Annotated in this window: 20 protein-coding genes; 9 read left to right on the top strand and 11 right to left on the bottom strand. The window is 71.2% G+C overall.

All coding sequences use genetic code 11. The annotated features are described in order from the left end of the window. Positions 1-10: 10 nt before the first annotated feature. From Sp245p_RS31670 to Sp245p_RS31640, 7 genes are read right to left on the bottom strand one after another with little or no spacing between them, the layout of a single operon-like run. The gene (locus Sp245p_RS31670) at positions 11-1,405 is read right to left on the bottom strand and encodes a TadA family conjugal transfer-associated ATPase (RefSeq protein WP_109139265.1); all 1,395 of its coding nucleotides are present in this window, start codon (positions 1,403-1,405) and stop codon (positions 11-13) included. Continuing rightward, a complete protein-coding gene (locus Sp245p_RS31665) occupies positions 1,402-2,613 on the bottom strand; it encodes a CpaE/TadZ family protein (RefSeq protein ID WP_109139264.1) in 1,212 nt (403 codons plus the stop codon). The genes Sp245p_RS31670 and Sp245p_RS31665 overlap by 4 nt, the downstream gene beginning before the upstream one ends. Then, positions 2,610-3,275, bottom strand: a complete 666-nt coding sequence (locus Sp245p_RS31660; protein ID WP_052584571.1) for a CpaD family pilus assembly protein — start codon at positions 3,273-3,275, stop codon at positions 2,610-2,612. Before Sp245p_RS31660 ends, Sp245p_RS31665 begins: the two co-directional genes overlap by 4 nt. A gap of 23 nt (positions 3,276-3,298) precedes the next feature. Continuing rightward, positions 3,299-4,762 carry a type II and III secretion system protein family protein gene (locus Sp245p_RS31655; protein ID WP_014200065.1) on the bottom strand — a complete coding sequence of 488 codons (1,464 nt, stop codon included), beginning with the start codon at positions 4,760-4,762 and terminating at the stop codon, positions 3,299-3,301. A 31-nt stretch (positions 4,763-4,793) separates the two neighbouring features. Continuing rightward, complete coding sequence (gene cpaB / locus Sp245p_RS31650; protein ID WP_158310472.1) at positions 4,794-5,672, bottom strand: Flp pilus assembly protein CpaB; 879 nt, start codon at positions 5,670-5,672, stop codon at positions 4,794-4,796. Next, complete coding sequence (locus Sp245p_RS31645) at positions 5,663-6,235, bottom strand: A24 family peptidase (RefSeq protein WP_014200063.1); 573 nt, start codon at positions 6,233-6,235, stop codon at positions 5,663-5,665. The genes cpaB and Sp245p_RS31645 overlap by 10 nt, the downstream gene beginning before the upstream one ends. A 37-nt stretch (positions 6,236-6,272) precedes the next feature. Next, positions 6,273-6,485: a Flp family type IVb pilin gene (locus tag Sp245p_RS31640; protein ID WP_014200062.1), complete on the bottom strand. Its 213-nt coding sequence runs from the start codon at positions 6,483-6,485 to the stop codon at positions 6,273-6,275. A 720-nt stretch (positions 6,486-7,205) separates the two neighbouring features. Between Sp245p_RS31640 and Sp245p_RS31635 the strand changes: the two genes are divergently transcribed. From Sp245p_RS31635 to Sp245p_RS31605, 7 genes are all read left to right on the top strand, one after another. Continuing rightward, positions 7,206-8,375, top strand: coding sequence for a cytochrome-c peroxidase (locus Sp245p_RS31635; RefSeq protein ID WP_014200059.1), 1,170 nt, complete (start codon positions 7,206-7,208; stop codon positions 8,373-8,375). A gap of 174 nt (positions 8,376-8,549) precedes the next feature. Continuing rightward, positions 8,550-9,830, top strand: coding sequence for an imelysin family protein (locus Sp245p_RS31630; RefSeq protein WP_014200058.1), 1,281 nt, complete (start codon positions 8,550-8,552; stop codon positions 9,828-9,830). Positions 9,831-9,994: 164 nt separating this feature from the next. Next, positions 9,995-11,251, top strand: coding sequence for a di-heme oxidoreductase family protein (locus Sp245p_RS31625; RefSeq protein ID WP_014200057.1), 1,257 nt, complete (start codon positions 9,995-9,997; stop codon positions 11,249-11,251). A gap of 33 nt (positions 11,252-11,284) precedes the next feature. Further along, positions 11,285-12,397 carry an imelysin family protein gene (locus Sp245p_RS31620; protein ID WP_109139261.1) on the top strand — a complete coding sequence of 371 codons (1,113 nt, stop codon included), beginning with the start codon at positions 11,285-11,287 and terminating at the stop codon, positions 12,395-12,397. Positions 12,398-12,400: 3 nt separating this feature from the next. Continuing rightward, positions 12,401-13,540 (top strand): DUF1513 domain-containing protein, encoded by a 1,140-nt coding sequence (locus tag Sp245p_RS31615; protein ID WP_109139260.1) that lies wholly within the window; start codon positions 12,401-12,403, stop codon positions 13,538-13,540. A gap of 136 nt (positions 13,541-13,676) precedes the next feature. Then, a complete protein-coding gene (locus Sp245p_RS31610; RefSeq protein ID WP_014200053.1) occupies positions 13,677-13,934 on the top strand; it encodes a hypothetical protein in 258 nt (85 codons plus the stop codon). A 32-nt stretch (positions 13,935-13,966) separates the two neighbouring features. After that, the gene (locus Sp245p_RS31605; RefSeq protein WP_041814378.1) at positions 13,967-15,550 is read left to right on the top strand and encodes a gamma-glutamyltransferase family protein; all 1,584 of its coding nucleotides are present in this window, start codon (positions 13,967-13,969) and stop codon (positions 15,548-15,550) included. A gap of 33 nt (positions 15,551-15,583) precedes the next feature. Here Sp245p_RS31605 and Sp245p_RS31600 read toward each other — a convergent pair whose 3' ends face one another. Together Sp245p_RS31600 and Sp245p_RS31595 are read right to left on the bottom strand one after the other, a co-directional pair. Beyond that, a complete protein-coding gene (locus tag Sp245p_RS31600; protein WP_109139259.1) occupies positions 15,584-16,924 on the bottom strand; it encodes an amidase in 1,341 nt (446 codons plus the stop codon). 37 nt (positions 16,925-16,961) lie between these two features. Continuing rightward, entirely contained in the window at positions 16,962-18,029 is a 1,068-nt protein-coding gene (locus tag Sp245p_RS31595; protein WP_014200050.1) for an Ldh family oxidoreductase, read from the bottom strand. A 552-nt stretch (positions 18,030-18,581) separates the two neighbouring features. Here Sp245p_RS31595 and Sp245p_RS31590 point away from each other — a divergent pair. After that, on the top strand, positions 18,582-19,061 hold the full coding sequence (locus Sp245p_RS31590) for a hypothetical protein (protein WP_014200049.1): 480 nt from the start codon (positions 18,582-18,584) through the stop codon (positions 19,059-19,061). Positions 19,062-19,100: 39 nt separating this feature from the next. Here the strand turns inward: Sp245p_RS31590 and Sp245p_RS31585 are convergent, their stop codons facing one another. Further along, complete coding sequence (locus tag Sp245p_RS31585) at positions 19,101-20,117, bottom strand: sensor domain-containing diguanylate cyclase (protein ID WP_014200048.1); 1,017 nt, start codon at positions 20,115-20,117, stop codon at positions 19,101-19,103. A 267-nt stretch (positions 20,118-20,384) separates the two neighbouring features. On the opposite strand from Sp245p_RS31585, the gene Sp245p_RS31580 reads away from it, so the two are divergent. Beyond that, positions 20,385-21,695 (top strand): solute carrier family 23 protein, encoded by a 1,311-nt coding sequence (locus Sp245p_RS31580; RefSeq protein WP_014200047.1) that lies wholly within the window; start codon positions 20,385-20,387, stop codon positions 21,693-21,695. A gap of 53 nt (positions 21,696-21,748) precedes the next feature. On the opposite strand, the gene Sp245p_RS31575 is transcribed toward Sp245p_RS31580, so the two are convergent. After that, positions 21,749-24,778, bottom strand: a complete 3,030-nt coding sequence (locus tag Sp245p_RS31575) for a PAS domain-containing protein (protein ID WP_014200046.1) — start codon at positions 24,776-24,778, stop codon at positions 21,749-21,751. Positions 24,779-24,916 lie beyond the last annotated feature (138 nt).

The following is a 24,916-nucleotide window of genomic DNA, read 5'->3' as shown; positions in this document are numbered from 1 at the left end:
TTCCCTCCCGCTACAGGCCGGTGGTGGCGGCGTTCCAGGGCGCCTCCTGCCCGAAATAGGCCAGCCGGTCGGCGAAGCGCGGGCGCAGACCGGTGGCGGCGTAGCGCCCCTCCAGGATCCCGTCGCGGTTCTCGCCGCGGAACTCGAAGGTGAAGAGGTCCTGGGTCAGGATCACGTCGCCCTCCATGCCGACCAGCTCGGTGACGTGGGTGATGCGGCGCACGCCGTCGCGCATGCGCTGCACCTGGACGATGACGTTGACCGCCCCGGCGATCTGCTGGCGGATGGCCCGGCTGGGCAGATTCATGCCGGCCATCAGCACCATGTTCTCGACGCGGCTCAGCGCGTCGCGCGGGTTGTTGGCGTGGATGGTCGACATCGACCCGTCATGGCCGGTGTTCATGGCCTGGAGCATGTCGAAGGCCTCCGCCCCGCGCACCTCGCCGATGATGATGCGGTCGGGACGCATGCGCAGCGCGTTGCGGACGAGATCGCGCTGGGTCACCTGCCCCTGGCCCTCCAGGTTGGGCGGGCGGGTCTCCAGCCGGACGACGTGGGGCTGCTGGAGCTGGAGTTCGGCCGCGTCCTCGATGGTGATGACGCGCTCGGTCGCCTCGATGGGGCGGGACATGGCGTTGAGCAGCGTCGTCTTGCCCGAGCCGGTGCCGCCCGAGATGATGACGTTCAGCCGGCAGCGCCCGATGATCTCCAGCGCGCGGGCCATCGGCTCGGACATGCTGCGGAACTCCACCAGTTCGCGGAAGCCGATGGTGCGGCGGGCGAATTTGCGGATGGAGATGCAGGCGCCGTCGAGCGCCAGCGGCGGCACCACGATGTTGACGCGGCTGCCGTCGGCCAGCCGGGCGTCGACCATCGGGCTGGATTCGTCCACCCGCCGCCCGACCGCCGAGGCGATGCGCTGCGCGATGTTCAGCAGGTGTCCGGCGTCGCGGAAACGCACCGGCGTCTCGACCAGCTTGCCGCGCTGCTCGGCGAAGGTGCGGGAGGGGCCGTTGACCATGATGTCCGTGATCGCGTCGTCGGCCAGCAGCGGTTCCAGTGGCCCCAGCCCGATCATGTCGTGGACCAGCTCCGTCGCCAGCGTGGCCTGCTCGCGCCCGTTCAACTGGCTGCGGCTGGTGGTGGCGATGTCGTCGATCAGCCGCTCGACCAGCGGGCGCAGCGTCTCCGCCGGCATGTCGGCGATGCTCGCCGGGTCGATGCGGGCCAGCACCTGCGACCGGATGTCGTTCAGCGAGCGGTTGACCGGGCGCAGCGCGGCCGGCGGTGGCGGGACGGGGGCCGCCGCCGGTGCGGGGACCGGGGTGGGCTTCGGCTCCTCGGGCGGCGGGCTGGCGACCGCCAGGGAGGGGGGTGCGGTCTTGCGGCCGAACAGCGTGCTCATCGCCGCACCCAGCGGCGGAACAAGCCGTCCTGGGCGGCGGGCTGGCCGGCGATGTCGGCGCCCAGCCGCTCCATCGCCTCGCGGAAGCGGCGGCAATGGCGGAAGGCCGGCTCGCCGACGCCCGCGGCGACGGCCAGCGGCACCGGGCGGTAGGGCAGGGCGTGCTCCGGCGGCTCGCCCAGCGTGCGCATGAGGTCCGCCGCGGGAAGCTCGCCGGGGGCGCCGCGCCGGTTCAGGACGGTGACGAGCCGCCCGCCGCCGGCCCGGCGCGCTATGGCGGCGCGCAACCGCACCAGATCGCGCAGGCCCGCGACGCTGGCGTCGCCGACCAGGACCGCGATAGACGCCGCCTCCAGCGCGGCGCGGGCGGCCCCGCCCTGGGCGCGGCCGGCGTCCACGACGACGTAGTTGTGGCGGGCCTGGAGACGGTTCAGCACCGACAGGGCGGCGGTCGGCGCGATGTCGATCACGTCCTCCACCGGCTCCTCCGCCGCCAGGACGGACAGCCGGTCGGAGGCGGCGACCATGGCGCGTTCCATGAACACGTCATCCACCCGGTCGGGGGCCTCCACCGCCTCGCGCAGCGCCGGCTCGGGCCGCAGGTTGAGGGCCAGAGCCACCGTGCCGTTCTGCAGGTCGAGGTCGACCAGCGCCGTGCGCCCGCGCGCCCCGTCGGCCAACCAGCAGCCGAGATGCACCGCCACCGTGGTCGTGCCCACGCCGCCGCGCGCGCCGACCACCGCCACCAGCTTGCCCAGACGGCCCGGCGCCTCGTCCGCCGCGGCGCCGGCACCGGCGGCGCGCAGCGCCCCCTCCAGCAGGTCGCGGGACAGCGGCTTGAACAGATAGTCGGTGACTCCGATCCGGCGCAGGTCGCGGTAGAGGCCGATGTCGTTGCTGTCGCCGACCGCGATGACCCGCACCGACGGGTCGCAAACCCCGGCCAGCGCCTCCATGGCGGCCAGCGGCTCGGCGACGCCGGACAGATCGACCAGCAGCAGGTCGGGCGAGCGCTGGCGAGCGAGATCGCGGACGGCGCTGCGGATGTCGCCGGTCCGCACCTCGCAGGGCAGCAGGGATGGCGCCGCGCTGTTCAGGAGGGCGGCGCTGGCCGCGTCGGCGACGTAGGCGAGCAGGCGGGGACCGATGCCGCGGGCGGCGTCGGCCAGCGACGGTGCGTCGCCGAGAAGGGTGGCGAGCAGGCTCATTGCTCCTCCTGGCTTCCGTTCAGGGCGGGGGACAGCACGAAGGCGCTGGTGCCGTTGCCCTTCACGAAGGGCTTCACCTGGTCGGTGCGGTAGCGCTGGACGGCGCCGGCCATGCGCTGGCCGTCGGCGGGCACGGTCTCGCGGCCCTGCACGAGGTCGCGCGGGTCGGCCAGCATCAGAGCGAGGTTGCGCCGGTTGCTGCAGCCCAGCGCCTCGGTCGGGCTGTTCTGGTACCAGCCGCTGTAGATGTCGCTCCATGCCGCGCAGTCCGGAGCCAGCGCGACGTAGGTGGTCACTTGGAGCGCCGGGGCGGCGGTCTGGTCGGGGGCGAAGGTGATGTTCTCCGGCGGCACGCCGGCCGCGCCCAGCAGGGAGGCGACGGCGGACCGCGCCGGGGCGGCCAGCAGCGGACCGGTGACCGTCACATGGGGGGTGGTGTCGCGGCCGAGCCCGGCCACCGTGCGGACCACCCGGGCGTGTTCCTCCGCGGTGACGGCGCCGCTGCGCGGGTCGATGGCGACGGGGACGGCGTTGCGGAAGGCCTTCACGGCGGGCGTCTGAGCGACGGGCATCGACGGGGGCGTCTGCGGCACGGCGCAGCCGCCCAGCAGACCCGTGAGGAGTGGCAGAAGCAGCATCGGCGTTCGCATGGCTTTGGGCATGGCGCTGTGCTCCGCAAAAGGGGTCATTGGAGGCTGAAGCCGGCGTCGCCGTGCAGGCGGGCGGCGCCCGGCCCGATAGCGAGCGGGGCGGTGCCGGCCGCGCTGCTGCCGCCGGCCGGGGGCTGCAGGCTCTGGGCGCGGTTCAGGAAGATGCGCTCCACGTCGGTCGCCGCGACGAAGCCGTCGGTTGGGGCGGACAGGGCGTTGGCGGCGGACACCGGGCGGACGAGGTAGGGGGTCACGACGATAACCAGCTCCGTCTCGTTGCGGCGGAACTTGCTGGAGTGGAACAGCGCCCCCAGCACTGGTACGTCGCCCAGTCCCGGCACGGCGTCCAGCGTCGCCGAGGTGTTGTTCTGGAGCAGGCCGGCGATGGCGAAGCTCTGCCCGCTGGCCAGTTCGATGGTCGTCTCGGCGCGGCGCACCGACAGGCCGGGGATGCGGATGGAGTCGACCACGACGGCGCCGTTGTTGGTCAGCTCGCTGACCTCCGGGCGGACGCGCATGCTGATCTGGCCACCGCCCAGCACGGTCGGGGTGAAGTCCAGGCTGACGCCGTATTTCTTGAACTGGATGGTGGTGGTGCGGTCGTACTGGGCGACCGGGATGGGGAACTCGCCGCCAGCCAGGAAGCTGGCCGTCTCGCCGGACAGGGCGGTCAGGTTCGGCTCGGCCAGCACGGTGATCAGCCCGTCCTCGGCCAGCGCGTCCACCACCGTGTTGATGTCCACCCGCCCATTGCTGGAGCGGTAGCTGCCGCCGAAGGAGTTGGTCGGCGGGAGGGCGCGGATCAGGTTGCCGGCTGCGTCGAGAATGGGGCGCCCGGTGGCGATCCCGAAGGCGAAGGAACCGATGTTGAACATGCTCTCGAAATTGACGCCCAGTTCCTTGGTTACCTGGCGCGACACCTCGGCGACGCGGACCCGCAGGTTCACCTGGGCGGGGGAGGCGACGGTCAGGCGGTTGGTGACGGTCTGCCCCTGCCCGACGTAGCGCTCGGCCAGCTCGACCATCTGCCGCGCCGTGGCGGGGGAGGAGACGGTGCCGGTCAGCGTGATGCCGTTGCCGGTGCTCTGCACGTCGATGGCGGCGTTGGGGACCTGGGCGACCAGCTTCGACCGCAGGTCGCCGACCGGCATGGTGACGACGACGCTGAAGGCGGCGAGCGGCTTGTTGTCCGCCGAGAGGGCGTAGACGCTGGCCCGTCCCGGCGTCTTGGCGACGATGAAGAAAGCCTGCGGGCCGGACGCCTGCACGTCGGCGATTTCCGGGGCGGAGGTGAAGACGCTGGCCGCCGGGGCCGGCAGGTTGACCGGCTGGCCGCCGCCGACCTCCAGCGTGATCTCGCGGGGGCGCTGCTGCGCCTGGGATTGCTGGGATTGGGCGGGCGCCGCGGCCAGCGCCGCGAACAGCCCGGCCAGGAGGGCCGCCCCCATGATCCTGAAGGCCGCGACCCGGCTTGTGGTGTTGATGGTTGCCATCGTCATGACTTCGTCCCCCCTGGGTCGGCGCGCCGGTTCAGCGTTCGAGCGTTTCCGTCTTGGAGCCGCGGATGATGAGCAGCGCCGGGCGGCGGGCGGCGGGCGCCTCCGCGCTGTGGGGTGCGGGAAGCTGGCGCAGGGCGGGCGACACGTCCTCGGCCCAGGTCGGGGCCGAAGCGGCTTCCACATTGCTCGTGGTGAGGACGGTCTCGTCGGAAAGCAGGCTGCGCAGCGCCAGCGAGAGCTTGCCCATGGCGGCGGCGACGGTGACCGTCTCGCTCTGACGGGCGGTGACCTCCAGCGTCACGGTGCGGGGGATGCGCCCGTCCGGCCCGTTCTTCGCCATGCCCGCCTCGCCGAGCTGCTGGTCGATGGCGATGACGCGCAGGTTCTGCAGGACGGTCTCGCCGACCGCCCGGCTGCGCAGGTCGCGCCCCGCCTGGGATTCGAAATTCTGGGTCAGGATCAGGTCCACGCGGTCGCCCGGCCAGATCAGCCCGCCGGTCGCGCTGACCGCGTCCACCGCCACCGAGACGGCGCGGCTGCCCGGCGACAGGACGGCCGCGAGGAAGCCGCGCTCCCCCGGCGCCACGATGTGGCCGGCCATGATCGGCTCGCCCGCCGCGAAGGACCGGCGGGTGACCGCGCCGCTGTAGGCGCTCTCCGCGACGCGGCCCCGCACCATGTAGCCGTCGCCGAGGCGGCCCGGCGGCCAGGGCTCCCAGCGCAGATCCTCGGCGCGCAGAAGCATGCCGGTGGAGATCGGGCGGGCGGCGACCAGAACGGAGTCCATCGGCGCCTGGGGCGCCGGCACCGCGACGGCGGCGGTCGGGGCCGGCAGCATCGAGAAGGACACGTAGCCCACCAGCGACAGCCCGACGAGCAGCAGGGACAGGAAAAGCACTCTCAGAACCATGCCGCTCCTCCGGTGGGGTTGGAGAGGGTGAGCAGCCCGCCGGCGGCCAGGGCGACGCCGTAGGGCACGGAATGGCGGGTGGCGACGCGGTGCGCCTCGGCCGCCAGGAGATGGGCCAGGATGTGGGCCGGGCCGGGCCGACCGCCGAAGCGGCGCAGCAACCGGCGCGCCGGGCGGGCGTTGCGCAGCGCCAGCCATCCGGCGAGATAGAGGAGGGAGAGCACCCCGCCGGCCAGCGCGGTGGCGGTCGCGAAGGGGGCGGCCCGCTCCACCCCGACCAGCAGCAGGATGGCGGAGGCCAGCTTCACGTCCCCGCCGCCCAGCCAGCCCCGTCCGTGAAGGACGCACAGGACGACGAACAGCGTGGCGGCGGCGGCAAGGCTGACCCAGGGAAAGGGGGCGCCCTGCCACAGCGGAAGCGCGAGGCCGAGGGTGGCAAGGAGGATGGACGCCGTATCCGGAATGATGCGCCGGCACAGGTCGTCCGCCGCCGCCCAGCCCAGCGCAAGCCCCGCCATGGGCAGTGCCAGGGAGAGGGGATCGAAGACCGCGATCGTATCCATGGCGGGAGCTTTGCGTGAGATGGGGAAGGAGCGGCGTTTACGGAATTTTCGTCGAGGTGCCGCTGACCGTGGTGCCGATGCCGGTGAACAGGGTGCTGACGTTGGTGCCGAAGGTGCGGGCGCCGCCGATGATGACCAGCGCGACAAGCGCCGCCGCCAGACCGTATTCGAGGGCCGTAATGCCCTTGCGGTCCTTGGTGGCGGCCTGAACCGGGGAAATGATGGCGCGGATGTTGGCGAACAGGGTCATTGATTGTCTCCGTTGATAATTGCAACGCGAAGGGTTTTCGCTTCATCACTGTGAAGCGGAGGGGTTTGATTACTGATTTTCAGGGAATGCACGGCGTCTGTGATTTCAGGATGTCGAAGCCCGACATTTTAATAAACCTATCGATAGGGGTAGTCCGGCGGGCCGGTGCCGTTGTCTTCGCGATCCGCAACGCAACTTTTCGCGCTGCCTTCAGGCAAAGCGCAGGCGCTGCCATGTGCAGAAGAGCCGGGCCAAAGAAACGGGAAGGAGAGCGCTGTTCGAGGGCGTGAATGGCAGTCGGATCGCTTTGGAAGGAAATGATTAGAATTTGAAGCGATTATCGGACCATGACGGGATTGTACCAGTGCCGCCGCCGCCGCTCCTTTCGCGGTGCGCGGAGCATTCGGAGTCCCGGCGGTGGTGCCGCATCACCTCGGAATGGTGGCTGGTTCGCCGGTTGGCGAAGCAGAATCGGTAGCCGGGTCGGGGTACCCTTTTCCGTCATGCCAGAGCCCCCGTACCGGATCGTCCATCCGGGAGCAGGGCCGGACGAACGGGACGAGGAGTTAATCCCGCCGGTTCTACGACCAGTGGCAATAGGTCGCACGTTCGTGATAATGAGAATAACTATCATCCAGGCCGAAGGGCATGGATACTGCCGGCGGTCCCCCGCCATGGATTGCGGCCATGGACCACCGCCGTCAAGGAGCGAGAGTCAGGATGTCATTGTTCGGCAAATATGTCGCGCCGGCTGCGGCGCTGTCCGCCCTGTTGATCGCCAGCGCGTCCGGCATGGCCGCCGATCCGGCGGCGACGCAGAAGACAGACCTGCAGAGGGCCAAGGCCGAGCTGGGCAAGGCGCTGTTCTTCGACAACAACCTGTCCTCCACGCGCAGCCAGTCCTGCGCGACCTGCCACAACCCGGAATTCGGCTTCGCCGACCCACGCGGCGCGGCGTCGCTGGGGGCCGACGGCAAGTCACTGGGCGACCGCAACGCGCCGACCGCCGCCTACGCCCATCTCGCCCCGCGCTTCGGTTTCAAGGCCAACGGGGTTCCCTTCGGCGGGCAGTTCCACGACGGCCGCGCCGCCACTCTCCAGGAGCAGGCCGGCGGTCCGCCGCTGAACCCCGCCGAGATGGCCATGGCCTCCAAGGCGGAGGTGCAGGGGCGGCTGAAGGAGAACGCCGACTACGCACGGAGCTTCGTCGCCCTCTACGGCGCCGGGGTGCTGGACGACGCCGACCGCGCATACGACGCGATGACCGACAGCATCGCCGCCTTCGAAAAGACCGACGTCTTCTCGCCCTTCGACTCCAAGTACGACCGCTATCTGCGCGGCGACTACAAGATGACCGGCGAGGAGGAGCTGGGGATGACCCTGTTCTTCTCGCAGCAGTTCACCAACTGCAACGTCTGCCACAAGCTGAACGCGATGCCGGCGGCGACGAACGAGGTCTTCACCAACTACGAGTACCACAACATCGGCGTGCCGGTGAACGCGGAGCTGCGGGCGGCCAACGGGGTGGCGCCGACGCACATCGACCGCGGGCTGGCCGAGAATCCGGCGCTGAAGGGTCAGAAGGCTTATGAGGGGAAGTTCAAGACGCCGACCCTGCGCAACGTCGCGGTGACCGGCCCCTACATGCACAACGGCGTCTTCAAGGACCTTGAGACCGTCGTCCGCTTCTACAACAAGTACAACAGCCGCAAGCCGGCCGACCAGATCAACCCGGAAACCGGCAAGCCCTGGGGCAATCCGGAAATCGCCGCCACCGTCTCCATCAAGGAGCTGGAGGAGGGCCCGGCGCTCGACGACCGCCGAATCAAGGCGCTGGTCGCCTTCATGAAGACGCTGACCGACGCCCGTTACGAACCGCTGGTGAAGTGAGCGTGGGCGGGTGGGGCCGCCGCCATGGCCCCGCCGTCCGCCGCAAATTCGGCAATGCGCGCCCTGCTTGGCAAATGCATCTTGACAATGAGAGTGATTAGCGGCGCATGTTGAGAATGCTTCGCACTTTCATGGCTCTCACGCCAACGATCACCGACGCTTGAGGAGACCTTCATGTTCAAGCACGCCTCCGGCTTTGCCGCCGCGGCTCTCATCGCGCTGGCGCCGCTCGCCGCCGACGCCCAGTCGTCCAAGCCCGCCTACAAGGACGTGGTGAAGACCTACGCCGACATCGCCCAGGCCAGCTACGAGGACTCCGCCAGCACCGCCAAGGCGCTGAAGAAGGCCATCGACGCGCTGGTGGCCAACCCGTCGGACGCGACGCTGGCCGCCGCCCGCACGGCGTGGCTGAACGCCCGCGTCCCCTACATGCAGACCGAGGCCTTCCGCTTCGGCAACCCGATCGTCGACGCCTGGGAAGGCAAGGTCAACGCCTGGCCGCTCGACGAGGGCCTGATCGACTATGTGGACGACAGCTACGCCGGCGGCGACAGCAACCCGTTCGCCAAGGCCAACGTGATCGCCAACCCGAAGATCAAGGCCGGCGACAAGACCATCGACGCCCGCAAGATCACCAAGGAGTTGTTGGCCGACACGCTGCACGAGGCCGGCAAGGTCGAGGCCAACGTGGCGACCGGCTACCACGCCGTCGAGTTCCTGCTGTGGGGCCAGGACCTGAACGGCACGGGTCCGGGCGCCGGCGACCGCAAGGCGACCGACTACGCCAAGGGCAAGGACTGCACCAACGGCAATTGCGACCGCCGCGCCCAGTTCCTGACCGTCGCCACCCAGATGCTGGTCGAGGATCTGGAGGAGATGGCCAAGGCCTGGGGGGCCAAGGGCAAGGCCCGCGCCTCCATCGCCAAGGCCAAGGAGTCGGAGGGCGTCGCCCGCATCCTGACCGGCCTCGGCAGCCTCAGCTACGGCGAACTGGCCGGCGAGCGCATGAAGCTCGGCCTCATGCTGCACGATCCGGAGGAGGAGCATGACTGCTTCTCCGACAACACCCACAACTCGCACTATTACGACCAGGTCGGCATGGTGAACGTCTACAACGGGCGCTACACCCGCGTGGACGGCAAGGTCGTGACCGGCCCGTCGCTGTCTCAGTACGTCGCCGCCACCGCGCCGGAGGCCGACGCCAAGGTGAAGGAGGCGATGACCGCCACCACCGCCGCGATGAAGGTCATGAAGGACACCGCCGACAGCGGCAAGATGGCCTACGACCAGATGATCGGCACCGACAACACCGAGGGCAACGCGATCATTTCGACCGCGGTGGACCGTCTGGTCGACCAGAAGAAGGCTTTGGAAGGCGTCGTCGCCGCCCTGGGCGTTTCGGTCGAGCTGGCCGGTTCGGACAGCCTCGACAACCCGTCGGCCGTCGGGAAGTAAGACGTCGGCAAGTAAGCCGGCGGACCACGGGTTGCGACCCTTCTTCCCGCGTGGGGCGGCGTTGTCCGCTCCCCACCGACCGCCCGCGCGGGGGAGGGGCCGCAGCCCGGCCTTTTCGTCTTCATGGAATGGGGCACTCTGCCCGACCGATGCCCGCCCGACCGATGAAAGCCCGCTTCGCCTTCCTGCTCGCCCTGCTGCCGGCCCTGCCGGCGGTGGCGGGCGATCTCGACACCCGGATCGGCGAGAAGCTGTTCCGGCGGATGTGGGTCAGCGCCCCCACGGTGACGCACGCCAACGACGGGCTGGGTCCGCTCTACGACGCCCGCTCCTGCGCCGCCTGCCATCCGGCGGCCCGCCAGGGGCGCCCGCCCGACCCCGATACGCCCGACGACCGCGGCGTCGGCTACGCGCTGAAGCTCAGCGGCGACCCCGTCTATGGGCGGCAGATCCAGACCAACGCGGTCCTCGGCTTCGCCATCGAGGGCAAGCCCGCCTTGAGCTACCGCGACGAGACGGTGCGCTTCCCCGACGGCGACACGGCGACGCTGCGCCGGCCGGTGGTGACCGTCACCGACCTCAATTACGGGCCGCTGGCCGAGGCGACGGCGATCTCCGCCCGCATCGCCCCGTCCGTGCGCGGCATGGGCCTGCTGGAGCGCATCCCCGAGGCCGATATCCTGGCCGGCGCCGATCCGGAGGACCGCGACGGCGACGGCATCGCCGGGCGCCCCAACTGGGTGGCGCCGGAGGGCACGCGGCAACTCGGCCGCTTCGGCTGGAAGGCCGTCCACCCGACGCTGCACCGCCAGAATTCCGAGGCCTTCAGCCTCGACATCGGCATGTCCACCCCGGCCTATCCCGAGCCCTGGGGCGACTGCACCCCGGCGCAGACCGAATGCCGGAACGCCCCGCACGGCGACTCCCCGCAGTATGAGGGGCTGGAGATCCCCTCCACGGTGATCGGGCTGATCGACGGCTATCTGCGCACCCTGCCGCCCGACGGCGGGCTGGAGGCGCCGCGCGACACGGCGGGAAGCGCGCTGTTCGCCGCCACCGGCTGCGCGTCCTGTCATCGTCCCTCCTTCACCACGGGGGAGGACGCCGCGCATCCCGCGCTGTCCCGCCGAACGATCTTCCCCTACAGCGACCTGCTTCTCCACGACCTCGGAGAAGACTTGGCCGACGGCGTGGCGATGGGCGAGGCGCGCGGCCGCGACTGGCGCACGACGCCGCTGTGGGGAATGAAGCGGCTGGCGGAGTCCGATGGCAAGCTCGCCCTGCTCCACGACGGGCGCGCGCGCAGCGTCACCGAGGCCATCCTGTGGCACGGCGGCGAGGCGGACAAGGCGCGCGGCGCCTTCATGGCCCTGCCGCGCAATGACCGGGAAAAGTTGGTGCGTTTCGTTCTGGGGCTCTAAAGTCCACACGGTTTGAATGGCATAGGTGATGAGATGCAACGCCGCCGCATGATCGGCCTGATGTCGGCCGCCGCCCTGTCGATCCTTCTGCCGGGCCGCTTCGCCCTGGCGGCGCGGGAGCCGGCGGGGGACGCCGCCGTGCTGGGCGGTCTGGTCCGAACCCATGCCCTGCCGCGCTTCGACGCGCTGGCCGGTGCCGCCGGCATCTACGCGGAGCGGCTGGCCCAGTTCGCCGCGGCGCCGACGGCGGACGGGCTGGAGAGCTGCCGCGCCGCCCACCGCGCCGTCTACGACGCCTGGGCCGGCGTCCAGCATCTGCGCGCCGGGCCGCTGTCGATGGAGCTGCGCGCCGACCGCATCGCCTTCTGGCCGGAGCGGGCCGGGGTGGTGCAGCGCCAGATCCTCGCCATGCTGAAGGCCCGCGACCCCAAGCTGCTGGAGCCGGGCGGGCTGGCCCGCCAGAGCGCCGCGGTGCAGGGGCTGACCGCGCTGGAGCGGCTGCTGTTCGACGAGGGCGTCACCGCCGCGTCGTTCCAGGGGGATGAGGCCGGGCGCTTCCGCGGCGCGCTGGCCGCCGCGGTGGCGCAGAACGTCCTCGCCATCAGCCGCGAGGTCCGCGACGGCTGGAAGGCGCTGGAGGCGCCGCTGGCCGCCGGGGAGCAGACCGCGCTCGGCCCCGACGCCGGGTCGGCGGTCAACGTCCTCTTCACCGGGTCGCTCACCGCCCTTCAGGTGGTCGCCGACCAGAAGCTGCTGGCGCCGCTCGGCCCCAACGCCGGGGAGGCCAAGCCGGCGGTGGCCGAGGCGCTGCGCAGCGGCCAGTCGGCCCGCAACGTCCGCATCAACCTGGAGGCGCTGCGCGCCCTGCTGCTGGGCGAGGGCGGCGGACCGGGCCTGACCGCGCTGCTGCCCGCCGGCGATGCCGGCGCGCAGGCCCGCCGCGCGCTGGAGGAGGGCTTCACCGCCGCGGTCCGCGCCGCCGAGGCGATCCCCGCGCCGATCAACGTCGCCGTCGCCGACCCGGCCAAGCGCAAGACCGTGGAGGCCACCCTGCAACGGGCCAAGGACCTGCGCAACCTGCTGACCGGCACCGTCGCGCCGTTGCTGGACATCAGCATCGGCTTCAACGAACTGGATGGAGACTGAGCGATGGACGCGACCCGCCGGGGCACTCTGTTCCTGATTGGTGGCGGTCTGCTTGGGGGCAGTCTGCTTGGAGGCGGTCTGCTCAGCGCCCTCCTGGGGCCGGCGCGGGCGGAGACCGTCGGGGGCACGCTGTTCCTCAACGCCTACGCCACCGCGGCGGCATCGCCGGACTATGGCGTGGCGGCGCTGGATGGGGCGGCGGAGGTGCGCTTCACCACCCCGACGCCGGGCCGCGCCCACGGCATCGTCGTTCACCCGACGCGGGCCGAGGCGGTCGCCTTCGCTCGTCGTCCTGGGCGCTGGTTCATGCCGCTCTCTCTGGCTGATGGGCGTCCAGGGCCGGTGATCCGCGCGCCGGACGACCGCCGCTTCACCGGTCACGGCGCCTTCTCTACCGACGGGCGGCTGCTCTACGTGGCGGAGGACGACGTGCCGCGCGAGACCGGGTCGATCGGCGTCTACGACGCGATGGACGGCTATCGCCGCGTCGGCGCGATGCCGACCCATGGGCTGGGGCCGCACGAGCTTCTGATGATCGCGGACGGCACGGTCCTGGCGGTCGGCAACGGCGGCGTCATCACCCATCCGGACACCGGGCGGGCCAAGCTGAACCTGGACGAGATGGACTCCTCGATCACCTACGTCGAGGTGGCGAGCGGGAAGCTGCTCGATCAGGTCCGCCTGCCGGAGGAGCACGCGAACCTCGGCATCCGCCACATCGCCGCCCTGGCCGACGGCGGAATCGCCTTCGGCGCGCAGGACGAGCGGCCCGTCGGCATGCTCCAGCCGCTGACCGGCACGCACCGTCCGGGCGGCGGCGCGGTGCGCCTGTTCGAGACGCCGGACGACGAGCTGTCCCGGTTCGAGGGCTACATCGGCAGCGTCGCCGCCGACAAGGGCAAGGTCGCGGCCAGTTCGCCCAAGGGCGGCATCATCGGGCTGTGGGACGACGCCACCGGCGCGTGGCTGGGGTCGGCGGCGCTGCCCGATGGCTGCGGCATCGCCCCGGACGGCGACGGTTTCCTGGCGAGCAGCGGGCTGGGCACCCTCCGGACGGTCGGCGCGGCGCCGGACCTGCCGGGTGACGGTCTGCGGCTGGCCGACTTCCGCTGGGACAATCATATGACTCGTTTTGCCATATGACTCGTTTTGCCACCTGACGCGCCGTCCGTAAGCCCCCCTATGAAAAAGCGCCGGGCGGCGGCCTGTACGGTGGCCCGCCGCCCGCGGTGCTGATAGGCTTGGGATCACTGCCGCCAAGACACTGCCGCCGGACGCCATGATCGTCGATGAATATCTGGGGTTTCGCGCCGGGGACGAGGTTCTGGACCTTGCGGAGCTGACCGCCGGAACCGCGCGCATCAAGGAACTTCACCTCGTGCCCAGCGACTGGGCGAACGGGCCGACCGTCATCGCCGTGATGGTCAACGGCGCCGAGCGTTACGTCATCCAGCTCAAGAAAGTGCACGCCCACGGCGCGGAAGAGCCGGAGGGGCGGGGGCGCCGCGTGGTCCCCCTGCGCCGCAGCCCCCATTGATCCTCTCTCCCGGTCCGGAGGCCCCTATCGTGATGCGTGACTTCTGCCGGCCCGGACGGTCGGCGCTGGTGGCGACGGAGGCCGCGGTGGCCACCTCGCACCCGCTGGCGAGCGCGGCGGCGCTGGAGATCCTGGCGGCGGGCGGCAACGCCGTGGACGCGGCCATCGCTGCCGTCGCGGTGCAATGCGTGGTCGAGCCGCACATGACCGGCATCGGCGGCGACGGATTTGCCCTCTACGCCCCGGCGAACGGGCCGGTGGTCGCCCTGAACGGCAGCGGGCGCGCCCCCGCCGCCGCGAGCGTGGAGCGTCTGGCCGGGCTGGGTGTCACCGGCGAGATCCCGCGCCACGGCGCCCACGCGGTCACCGTGCCGGGCGCCGTCGCCGCCTGGACGCGGCTCCACGCCGACCACGGGCGACTGCCGCTCGACCGGGTCTTCCGCCGCGCCATCCGCTACGCCGAGGAGGGCTACGGCGTCTCCCCGCGGGTGGCCCAGGACTGGGCGGCGGCGGTCCCCCTGCTGGCGGCGGACGAGGGTTGCCGCGCCGTCTTCCTGCCCGGAGGCCGCGCGCCGCGCGCCGGGGAGCGCCACGCCCAGCCCCTGCTCGGCCAACGGCTGCGGGACATCGCGGCGCACGGGGCGGCCGCCTTCTACAGCGGGGCCACGGCGGACTCGCTGGTCGGCTTCCTGCGCGCCCGCGGCGGGCTGCACACGCTGGACGACTTCGCGGCGGCGCAGGACGGGGCGGAGTATGTGACGCCGATCGCCACCGACTACCGCGGCTACGAGATCCTGGAATGCCCGCCCAACGGCCAGGGCCTCGCCGCGCTGATGATCCTGAACGCGCTGGGCGGCTTCGACCTGTCGCCGTCGGTCGGCGACGCCGACCGCCACCATCTGCACGCGGAGGCGACCAAGCTCGCCTACCACCACCGCGACGTCCTGGTGGGGGAGGGCGGACCGGACGCCGCCGCGGCGCTGCTGTCGGCGGAGGCGACGGCGGCGCTGCGCCGCCGCATCGACCCGGCCCGCGCCCAGGCCCCCACGCTGTGGACGGAGGCGGAGCACAAGGACACGGTCTGCCTCAGCGTCGTCGACCGCGACGGCAACGCCATTTCCTTCATCAACTCGATCTTCCACAGCTTCGGCAGCGTGCAGCTCGACCCGGCGACCGGCGTCCTCCTGCACAGCCGCGGCACCTCCTTCCGCCTGACCGAGGGGCACCCCAACGCCCTGGCGCCGCGGCGCCGCCCGCTTCACACCATCATCCCCGGCCTGATCCGCAAGGATGGGCGCGCGGTCTGCCCCTTCGGGGTGATGGGCGGCCATTACCAAGCGGCCGGGCACGGCGCCTTCGTGTCGGCGGTGCTCGACCGCGGGCTGGACGTCCAGGCGGCCATCGACCAGCCGCGCAGCTTCGCCTTCAACGGCGTTCTGGAGATCGAGCCCACCGTGGCCGAGGACACCGCGGCGGAGCTGGCGCACCGCGGCCACACGGTGGTCCGCCGGGACGAGCCGATGGGCGGCGGACAGGCGATCTGGATCGACCACGCGGCCGGTCTGCTGATCGCCGGCTCTGACCACCGCAAGGACGGCTGCGCCCTGGGATTCTGACGGGGGCGGCGCCCTCGGTCCGCCCCCTTCGCGTCAGGCGCCCACCACCGGCTCCATCGCGGCGGCGATGGACAGCAGGCGGCGGTCGGCACCGGCCGCGCCGACCAGCATCAGGCCGCTGGGCAGGTCGCCGGCGCGCTGCATCGGCAGGCTGATGGCGCAGCGGTCCAGGAAGTTGAACAGGGCGCAGTTGCGCAGCAGCAGCAGGTTCAGCCGGGCGAACTCCGCGTCCTCGGCGAAGGCGTCGATGCGCGGCGCCAGCAGCGGCACGGTCGGCATCAGCAGCGCGTCGTAGTCCGCCGTGGTCCGGTCGGTGCGGGCGATCAGGTCGGCGCGGCGCTGCGCCACCTCGATGTAATCGACGGCGCTCATGGTCCGGCCGCGCTCGATGCGGACGCGGACGCGCGGGTCGTAGAGGTCGCCCTTCTCCGCCAGCAGGTCGCGGTGCCAGTGGGCCGCCTCCGCCGCGGGCAGGCCGCCCTTGGCGTTGGCCGGGCCGATCTCCGCCAGCTCCGCCATGGGAATCTCGACGATGCGCGCCCCGGCCTCGGACAGGCGGCGGCAGGCGGCGTCGAAGGCGGCGGCCACCGCGTCCTCCAATCCGTCGAGGACCACCGTCTGCGGCACGGCGAAGCGCAGCCCGGCCAGCCCGACCGGCGGCGGCACCCACTCCGCCTCGCCGGCCAGGACGGCGTCGGCGATGGCGCAGCATTCCACCGTGCGGGCGAGCGGCCCGATGGAATCGAGCGACCAGGACAGCGGCAGGGCGCCGCGCAGCGACACCCGGCGCTGCGTCGGCTTGAAGCCGACGAGGCCGCACAGCGCCGCCGGGATGCGGATCGACCCACCGGTGTCGGTGCCGAGCGCCAGCGGGACATGGCCGGCCGCCACCGACACTCCGGCGCCCGACGACGAGCCGCCGGGGATGCGCGCGGGATCGGCGGGGTTGCCGGGGGTGCCGTAATGCGGGTTGATGCCGACGCCGGAGAAGGCGAACTCCGTCATGTTGGTTCGCCCCACCACCACCGCCCCGGCGGCGCGCAGCCGGGCCACCGCGTCGGCGTCGCGGCTGGCCGGGGCGGCACCCTCCAGCGCCCGCGACCCGGCCCGCGTGACGTGCCCGGCCTCGTCGAACAGGTCCTTGACCGAGATCGGCAGTCCGGCCAGCGGGGAGGGGCGCTGCCCGGCCCGGCGCAGCAGGTCCTGGGCGTCCGCCGCCGCGCGGGCCTGCTCGGCGTGCAGGGCGGTGTAGGTCTTGCGCGCCTCCTCGGCGCCGGCCGCGATGGCGGCGAGGGCGGCGTCGACGAGCTGGCGGCTGGTGATGGCGCCGTCGTCGAGCTGGCGGGACAGGGTGGCGATGGTGGGCGTCGTCATGGCGGGAACCGACCGGGTTTGAAGGAGGGAAGGGGCGTCAGGCGTCGCCGGCCAGGGCGCGCAGCTCGGCCAGCCGGGCGGGGGTCAGCGGGATGCCGTCGCGCAGGGTGCGGGCACGGCGGGCGTACCGGCGCTCGCCCGGCATGCGGTCCTGCCCCGCCTCCTTGACGTCTCCGATAAGGCCGGCGACGCGGTCGGCGAAGGCTCCGGTCCCGCCGCGCTCCGGGTCGATGACGATGAAGAGCTGGCCGGTGCAGGGCGTCTCGGCGCCGGGATGGGCCGACCAGTCGACCTCGCGCGAGTATTTGCCGCCGGTCAGCGCCGCCGCCAGCACCTCGATCATGAAGGCGATGGAGCCGCCCTTGTGGCCGCCGAAGGGCAGCAGGGCGCCGCCGTCGAGAACGGCCTTGGGGTCGGTGGTCGGCTTGCCGTCGCGGTCCACGCCGGAGCCGGCGGGGATGGCGTGCCCCTCGCGCGCCGCGATGCGCACGTCGCCGTTGGCCATGGAGCTGGCCGCCTGGTCGAACACCATCGGGTCGCCGCCGGCCACCGGGGTGGCGAAGGCCATCGGGTTGGTGCCGTAGACGGCGGCCTTGCCGCCCGACGGCACGACGCAGGCGAAGCTGTTGACAAAGGAGAGCGCCACCAACCCCTCCCGCGCGAAGGGCTCGACGTCCGGCCACAGGGCGCTGAAATGGTGGGAGTTGCGGATCGCCATCACGGCGACGCCGTTGTCGCGCACCATCTCCAGGAAACGGTCGCGGGCGGCCAGGAAGGCGGGCTGGGTGAAGCCGTTGGCGGCGTCGACGCGCAGGAAGGCGGGACCGGCCTCCTCCACCGTCGGCTCGGCCCGCCCGTCCACCCAGCCGCTCTTCAGCGAGCCGACATAGCCGGGAATGCGGAACACGCCGTGGCTGGTGGAGCCGTCGCGCTCGCAGGACGCGCAGTTCTCCGCCAGGATCGCCGCCACCCGCTCCGACGTGCCGTGGCGCAGGAAGATGCGCTCCAGCAACGCCACCAGATCGGCGAAGGCAACCGGCGTTCCGGTTTCCGCGGTCTGGGCGAAGGCCGCGGCGGCGCGGCGGCTGGGGGTTTCGTCACTCATGCTCGTCCCTTCCGGTTCTCGTGTTCTTCTTGCGGGCGCCCCGGACTCTTGCCGGTCCGCTGGTCGCCGCGCGCACCATAGCGCGCGGCGGCGGCACGGGTGAAAGGGAATGGCGTCCGCGTGTCCGCAATCGACCCCGCGGGCGCGGGATTGAAGGGTTGCCTTCGTTTGTAATCCTGAATGTGCGTAAATATAACCAACTGACTTTGTTGGCAAATCGGGCAGCGGCGGGGAACCATGTCGTTGCCAGGCCCGTTGTCTGGGAGCCTGCCGGCCGACGGCGCATCCGCCGGTCGCCACGGTGCTCCGGCACGGAGGAGCGGCAAATTGCCGCGGTCATCGCCACGCGGGCGTGAAAGCGCATGGAATCAGCCCTGCCATGCTTCCGGTGGGTGTTGACGGGCCGATGTTGCGGTGCACAATAAACAACGAGCAGGACGAGGCCGTAAGGTGCTTGTCCTGGATCAACGTCACGGGCCTGCCTTCCTGTCAAACAGATGGGAACACGCGGACGCCGGTTGCAGCGGTTGAGTGTTTTGTAGAGGGACCACGATGCGCGATCATTCCAGCCGTCACGGTGATTCCGGTTTCGATTCCGGAGTTCTCTGGGGAACCTCCATCGCTGGCATCGCGCTGTCCGGCCTCATGGCGTTCACCTGGAACCCCGCGGACGCCTCGTCGTCCGGACCGGCCTCGGCGATCATCGACCGCGGCGCCCACCAGCTCGACCACGCCGCCTGCACGGAGGCGCTGTCCACCCTGCTGACCCGTTTCCGCGACAACCCGGATGTCCTGTGGGTCTGGGTGGAGCAGAGCGTTCCGTCGGGCCACGGGCTGGTCGTGCGCACCAAGGCCACGTCGGTGTCGCCCGACGCCCCGCGGCCCTACGCCGTCCGTCCCAACGCCGCCGTGAATCCGGAGCAGGCCTGCGGCTTCACCAGCAACTCGGTCCACGCGCTGTCGATGGGCGGCATCGCCCAGCCCTACGAGGTGACCGCTCCCGATCCCTGGAGCGTGGCCGGCGGCCCGTAAGGCGCCGACAATCGCCGCGGGCGGTGCTTGGCCCGGACCTCAGGCCCGGGCGGCCCGCCGGATCTTCTTCTGAACATACATGGCGGCGTCGGCGGCGCGCAGCGCGTCGTCGGGTGTCGTGGTGCCGGGGTCGGCGCTGACCACTCCGACGCTCGCCCCCGGATAGTCGAGGGCGCAGCTGTCCAGGCGGTAGACGCCGCGGATCAGCGGCTCCACCCGCTCGCGCAGCGCGTCGGCGGCGTCATCCCCCTCAGCGCCGGGCGTGGCGCCCATGCCGACGATGATGAACTCGTCGCCGCCCAGCCGGCCCAGCGTGTCGCCGGCCCGCAGCCCAGCGCCGATGCGCCGCCCCACCTCGGTCAGGAACGCATCGCCCGCCTCGTGCCCGTGGGTGTCGTTGATGGCCTTGAAGCCGTCCAGGTCGATGAAGCCGATCAGCACGCTCTGGCCGGCCCGTTCGGCCATGGCGAACAGCCGGTGCAGCTCCGCGACGACGGCGCGCCGGTTCGGCAGGCCGGTCAGCGCGTCGGTGTAGGAATAGGACTCCAGTGCCGCGTTCAATTCCCGGAACTGGGTCAGGAGCTGTTCGCGCTGGACGTGAAGGGCGATCAGCGAGGCGAACAGGCGCAGCACCTGTTCCCCCTTGGGCGTCAGCGGCTTTTGCTCCGAACTGGCGGCGCAGAGCGTGCCGAACAGGCTGCCGTCGTCGAGATGGACGGGCGTGCTGACATAGGTGCGGATGCCCAGCGCCGCCGCCGCCTCGGAGTCGCCCCAGCAGCTGGGCACGTCGTCGGTGTAGAGCTTCCCCTCGTCGAGCGCCCGCTTGCACAGCGTGCCCTCCCACGGAACGGCCAGCCCTTCGGGAATGGTCAGGGTCTTGGTGTTGCAGGAGAAGAGAATGCGCTGGATGCCGTGTTCCAGCTCGATCCGGGTGAGGTAGGTGGCTTCCAGCTCCGTCACCAGCTCCAGAAGCGACAGCAGGGGGCGTGTCAGCTCCTCCACCGTCTTCGCCGACGAAAGGGTGTCTGTAAGTTGTGCAAACAGTTCGTCGGCCATGTGGTCAATCACTCTAAAAGCAGGCGCTCAAACCCGCGTCGCGTGCAGGAACGCAGTTTCATGTCCATTCACGGGAATTTTTATCGAGCATCATACTAACGAATGGCCTATCGCTTAGGCAACGGTTGAATGATTTCACGCCTATGACGGTGCCGTCGGGTCCTGTGGGGGCCCTGTGCCGAAAAATTCCGCATGGTGGCGTTTGACCGGGCAGGCCGTCGCGGAGTAACCCTTGCCGCGCAACCACCGACACGGGAACCGCAGTTCATGACAGCCCCGCGCGACCGGGTGCTGGACGTCCACGACCGTCCGCCCCCGGCCACCTTCTTTCTGCTCAGCCTTCAGCACCTGTTCGCCATGTTCGGCGCCAACGTGCTGGTGCCGATCCTCACCGGTCTCGACCCGTCGGTGGCGCTCGTCACCAGCGGTCTGGGCACCCTGATCTATCTGGCCTTCACCAAGTGGCGGCTGCCCGCCTATCTGGGCTCCTCCTTCGCCTTCATCGGCCCGATCGTCGCCGCCACCCAGATCGGCGGGACCGGCGGCGCGCTGGTCGGGGCCTGTGCGGCGGGAGCGGTCTATGTGGCGGTCGCCCTGCTGATCCGCGCCTTCGGCGTGCGCTGGCTGCTGGCCATCCTGCCGCCCATCGTCGTCGGGCCGGTGATCGTGGTGATCGGCCTCGGCCTCGCCTCGGTCGCCGTGGGCATGGCGCAGAACACCGCGGGCGGCGGCGAGTACAGCCTGCCGCACTTCCTGCTGGCGCTGGCGACGCTGGGCAGCATCTTCCTCTACTCCATCGTGCTGCGCGGCTTCTTCACGGTGGTGCCGATCCTGCTGGGCATCCTGACCGGCTACGCGCTGGGCGTGGTCTTCGGGATGGTGGACTTCGGACCGGTCGCCGCCGCACCCTTCCTGCGGATGCCCGACTTCCACCTGCTGTTCTCGGGCATGAAGGAGGGCGTCTCGGCCTGGGCGATGATCCTGCTGGTGGCGCCGGTGGCTCTGGTCACCATCGCCGAGCACATCGGCGGGCAGATCGTGCTGAGCCGCGTCGTCGGCCGCAACTTCATCGCCGATCCGGGCCTGCACCGCTCGGTGTTCGGCGACGGCGTGGCGACCATGGTGGCGGGCGCGCTGGGCGGCCCCCCGGCGACGACCTACGGCGAGAACATCGGCGTGCTGGCGGTGACCCGCGTGTTCAGCGTGTGGGTGATCGGCGGGGCGGCGACGCTCGCCATCATCCTCGGCTTCGTGGGCAAACTGTCGGCCTTCCTGTCGAGCATCCCCACGGCGGTGATGGGTGGCGTGTCCATCGCCCTGTTCGGCGTCATCGCCTCCTCGGGCATCCGCACGCTGATCGAGGGCAAGGTGGATCTGGGCGACAAGCGCAACCTGCTGATCTCCTCGACCATCCTGGTCATCGGCATCGGCGGGGCGTCGCTGAAGTTCGGCGACGGCGGCTTCGTCGTCTCCTCGATGGCGCTGTCGGCGCTGATGGGCGTCGTCCTGAACGCGGTCCTGCCGGGCCGCGGCACCGGCGGCGACGCCGAGGCCATCCTGTCCTCCGACCACATCTGAGCAACCGGATCGCGGTCGGCCAAGGCGGAGTCCCCCTGGGGGCTCCGCCTTTTTTATTCCCTGATCTTATAGGCCTCGACGTCGCCCATCAGGATCGCGTCGATCCGCCCGACCAGATCGTCGATCCGGTAGGGCTTCGCCAGCACCGGGATGCCGGTGGCGCGGGCGATGTCCTCGCTGTAGCCGGTCGCCAGGATGACCGGCAGGCCAGGCCGCCGCTCGCGGGCTTCGCGGGCCAGGTCGATGCCGCTCATGCCACCGGGCATCACCACGTCGCTCAGCAGCACGTCGACCCCGTCGTCCGCCAGATGGGGCAGCGCCTCCTCGGCGTTCGCGGCGGACAGCACGGCGAACCCGGCGTCCTCCAGCGCGGTGCTGACGGTCATGGCGACGATGGGATCGTCCTCCACCACGAGGACGCGGCCGTGGCGCCGCGCGCCAACCGACGGCGGCACGATGGCGGCGGGAAGGGCGGGCTCCACCGCCGGAGCCACGCCGGAGCGCCGAAGCAGCAGATGGACCGTCGTGCCGTGGTCCGGCGCGCTGTCGATCCAGGCGGTGCCGCCGGCCTGCCGGGCGAGGCCGTAGACCTGGGCCAGCCCCAGCCCCGTCCCCTTGCCGAGGTCCTTGGTCGTGAAGAATGGCTCGAAGGCGCGGGCGGCCACCGCGGCGGGCATGCCGCATCCGGTGTCCGACACCGACAGGTGCAGGAATTCGCCCTCCACCCCCCGCGGATCGCCGGGGGAAAACACGCTGTTGACCGCTTCCACCGTCAGCCGTCCGCCGGACGGCATGGCGTCGCGCGCGTTGACGGCGAGGTTGATGACCGCCAGCTCGAACTGGGTCGGGTCGACCTCGACCGGCCAGAGATCGTCGCCGAGGCGGAGGTCCAGCGCGATGTCGGCGCGCAGCGCCCGCTCCAGCAGGGCCGACATGGCGAGCACGCGGTCGCGCACGCCGATGGATTCCGGGCGCAGGCTGTCGCGCCGGGCGAAGGCCATGAGCTGCTGCACCAGCTTGGCCCCGCGCCCCACCGCCTGCTGCCCGGCGTCGAGCAGGGCGTGGACCTGCGGCTCCCCGGTGCGGCGCCCGATCATTGACAGGCAGCCTTCCAACGCCTGGAGCAGGTTGTTGAAGTCGTGCGCCACGCCGCCGGTCAACTGGCCGACCGCCTCCATCTTCTGGGCTTGGCGAAGCTGCTCCTCGGTCTGCCGCAGGGTGGCGTCGGCCTCCTTCTGGGCGGTGATGTCGCGGCCCACGGCGTGGATGAAGCGGTCGTCCGGCACGGCGACCCAGGACAGCCAGAGATAACGCCCGTCCTTGTGGCGGTAGCGGTTCTCGAAGCGCGGCGTGGTGTGCCCGGCGCCCAGCCGCGCCGCTTCGGCCCGCGTGCGCTCCAGATCGTCCGGATGCACGAAGTCCAGGAAGTTGCGCGCCGCCAACTCCTCCTCCGTCCAGCCCAGCAGGCTGGTCCAGGCCGGATTGACGGCGTTGATGGTGCCGTCGAAGCGCGCCACCAGCATGACGTCGGTGGACAGGCGCCACATGCGGTCGCGGTCGGCGGTGCGTTCGGCGACGCGCTGCTCCAGCGTGGCGTTCAGGTCGCGCAACGCGTCCTCGGCCCGCTTGGCCTCGGTGACGTCGCTGCCTTCGCAGAAGATCCCGGTCACCCGGCCGTCGGCGTCCTTGATCGGCTGGTAGATGAAGGTGATGAAGCGCTCCTCCACCGGCGCGCCGGGCTGGCGGGCGACGCGCACCGGCAGGGCGTGCCCGACGAAGGGCTTCCCGCGGTCGTACACGCGGCCCAGCAGCTCGAAGAAGCCCTGCCCGGCGACCTCCGGCATGGCCTCGTGCACCGGCTTGCCGATCAGGGGGCGGTCGCCGACCAGTTGCCGGTAGGAGTCGTTGGCCAGTTCGAACACATGGTCCGGGCCGCGCAGCACGCACATGAAGTTGGGCGACTGCCGGAAGAGGTTGCGCATCTGCTCCCCCTCCGCGGCCAGCCGGGCGTTGGCGCGGTGCAGCGACTCCTCCGCCTGGACGCGCTCCAGCGCCGACCATGTGCGCTCCGCCACCTCCTCCACCAGACGGACCTCGTCCGGGTGCCAGCGTCGGGGCTTCCGGTCGTGGACGTAGAGGGCGGCGACCATCCGCCCGTTCTTCACCAGGCTGGTGGTGACGGTGGAGGCGAGGTTCAGCGCCGCGAAGGCGGCTTGCTGCTCCGGCGCCGCGCAACGCGGGTCCGCCGCGGTGTCGTGGATGGTCAGTGTCCCGCCGAGGCGCAGCGTGTTCAGGAATTCCGGCCCGAAGCTCAGCAGGTCATGGGTGCCGGCCTGATGGTCGACGCTGCCGTCGGTCCAGTTCCGCTCCGTCGTGAAGAAGCGGGCGGTTTCGTCCACCACGCCGTAACCGACGCGGCTGACCCCCAGATGACGGCCCAGAGCCTCCTCCGCCGCCGCGGCCACGGCGAACGGGTTGGAGAGCTGGCGCAGCCGGGCCTCCAGCTTCAGGTGGAAGTCGGTGCGCCGGGCGGCGAGCACCTGCGAGGTCGTCTCGATGGCGGCGCAGAACATCCCGGGGATGCGCCCGTCCTCGCCCCGCACCGGCGTGTAGGAGAAGGTGAACCAGGCGTCCTCGCGGAAGCCCCGGCGCTCCATCGGGATCAGCAGATCCTCGTACCAGGACGCCTCGCCGGACAGCGTGCGGTCGACCAGCGGCTTGATCTGGGGCCAGATGTCCCACCACACCTCGGCGAAGGGACGGCCCAGCGCCTCCGGATGCTTGGCTCCGAAGATCGGCACGTAGCCGTCGTTGTAGAGGAAGGACAGCTCCGGGCCCCAGGCCACGAACATCGCCTGCCGGGAGGACAGGACGACGCTGACGATGGTGCGCAGGCTCTGCGGCCAGCCCTGCGGCGGGCCGAGCGCCGTGGACGACCAGTCGTGGGAGCGCATCCGCTCTCCCATCTCGCCCCCGCCGGACAGGAAATCCAGGTCGTCCCCGGTCACCGGGCCGCCAATTCCCGGCCCGCCAATCACCGGCCCGCCAATCACCGGCCCGCCAATCACCGGCAGGTCTGTCATGCGCCGGCTCCGTGGATTCTGCACGGAATAAGGGCCTGAATTTCAAGGATGCTATCGTCGGTCGTGGCTTTCATCGAGCTTTCGGGCCGAGGCGAGGTTGCGTCTGGTGTCTTAACACACAACGCCCGGAAAGATAGC

It is taken from the genome of Azospirillum baldaniorum (assembly GCF_003119195.2).
GTDB lineage: Bacteria > Pseudomonadota > Alphaproteobacteria > Azospirillales > Azospirillaceae > Azospirillum > Azospirillum baldaniorum.
The sequence above is the reverse complement of the archived record's forward strand: the minus strand, read 5'-3'. Positions and strand labels throughout refer to the sequence as shown.

Bases quoted from the DNA above. Each gene is read 5' to 3' on its own strand.
- Sp245p_RS31670 (WP_109139265.1), bottom strand. From the start codon at position 1,405: ATGAGCACGCTGTTCGGCCGCAAGACCGCACCCCCCTCCCTGGCGGTC.
- Sp245p_RS31665 (WP_109139264.1), bottom strand. From the start codon at position 2,613: ATGAGCCTGCTCGCCACCCTTCTCGGCGACGCACCGTCGCTGGCCGAC.
- Sp245p_RS31660 (WP_052584571.1), bottom strand. From the start codon at position 3,275: ATGCCCAAAGCCATGCGAACGCCGATGCTGCTTCTGCCACTCCTCACG.
- Sp245p_RS31655 (WP_014200065.1), bottom strand. From the start codon at position 4,762: ATGACGATGGCAACCATCAACACCACAAGCCGGGTCGCGGCCTTCAGG.
- cpaB (WP_158310472.1), bottom strand. From the start codon at position 5,672: ATGGTTCTGAGAGTGCTTTTCCTGTCCCTGCTGCTCGTCGGGCTGTCG.
- Sp245p_RS31645 (WP_014200063.1), bottom strand. From the start codon at position 6,235: ATGGATACGATCGCGGTCTTCGATCCCCTCTCCCTGGCACTGCCCATG.
- Sp245p_RS31640 (WP_014200062.1), bottom strand. From the start codon at position 6,485: ATGACCCTGTTCGCCAACATCCGCGCCATCATTTCCCCGGTTCAGGCC.
- Sp245p_RS31635 (WP_014200059.1), top strand. From the start codon at position 7,206: ATGTCATTGTTCGGCAAATATGTCGCGCCGGCTGCGGCGCTGTCCGCC.
- Sp245p_RS31630 (WP_014200058.1), top strand. From the start codon at position 8,550: ATGTTCAAGCACGCCTCCGGCTTTGCCGCCGCGGCTCTCATCGCGCTG.
- Sp245p_RS31625 (WP_014200057.1), top strand. From the start codon at position 9,995: ATGAAAGCCCGCTTCGCCTTCCTGCTCGCCCTGCTGCCGGCCCTGCCG.
- Sp245p_RS31620 (WP_109139261.1), top strand. From the start codon at position 11,285: ATGCAACGCCGCCGCATGATCGGCCTGATGTCGGCCGCCGCCCTGTCG.
- Sp245p_RS31615 (WP_109139260.1), top strand. From the start codon at position 12,401: ATGGACGCGACCCGCCGGGGCACTCTGTTCCTGATTGGTGGCGGTCTG.
- Sp245p_RS31610 (WP_014200053.1), top strand. From the start codon at position 13,677: ATGATCGTCGATGAATATCTGGGGTTTCGCGCCGGGGACGAGGTTCTG.
- Sp245p_RS31605 (WP_041814378.1), top strand. From the start codon at position 13,967: ATGCGTGACTTCTGCCGGCCCGGACGGTCGGCGCTGGTGGCGACGGAG.
- Sp245p_RS31600 (WP_109139259.1), bottom strand. From the start codon at position 16,924: ATGACGACGCCCACCATCGCCACCCTGTCCCGCCAGCTCGACGACGGC.
- Sp245p_RS31595 (WP_014200050.1), bottom strand. From the start codon at position 18,029: ATGAGTGACGAAACCCCCAGCCGCCGCGCCGCCGCGGCCTTCGCCCAG.
- Sp245p_RS31590 (WP_014200049.1), top strand. From the start codon at position 18,582: ATGCGCGATCATTCCAGCCGTCACGGTGATTCCGGTTTCGATTCCGGA.
- Sp245p_RS31585 (WP_014200048.1), bottom strand. From the start codon at position 20,117: ATGGCCGACGAACTGTTTGCACAACTTACAGACACCCTTTCGTCGGCG.
- Sp245p_RS31580 (WP_014200047.1), top strand. From the start codon at position 20,385: ATGACAGCCCCGCGCGACCGGGTGCTGGACGTCCACGACCGTCCGCCC.
- Sp245p_RS31575 (WP_014200046.1), bottom strand. From the start codon at position 24,778: ATGACAGACCTGCCGGTGATTGGCGGGCCGGTGATTGGCGGGCCGGTG.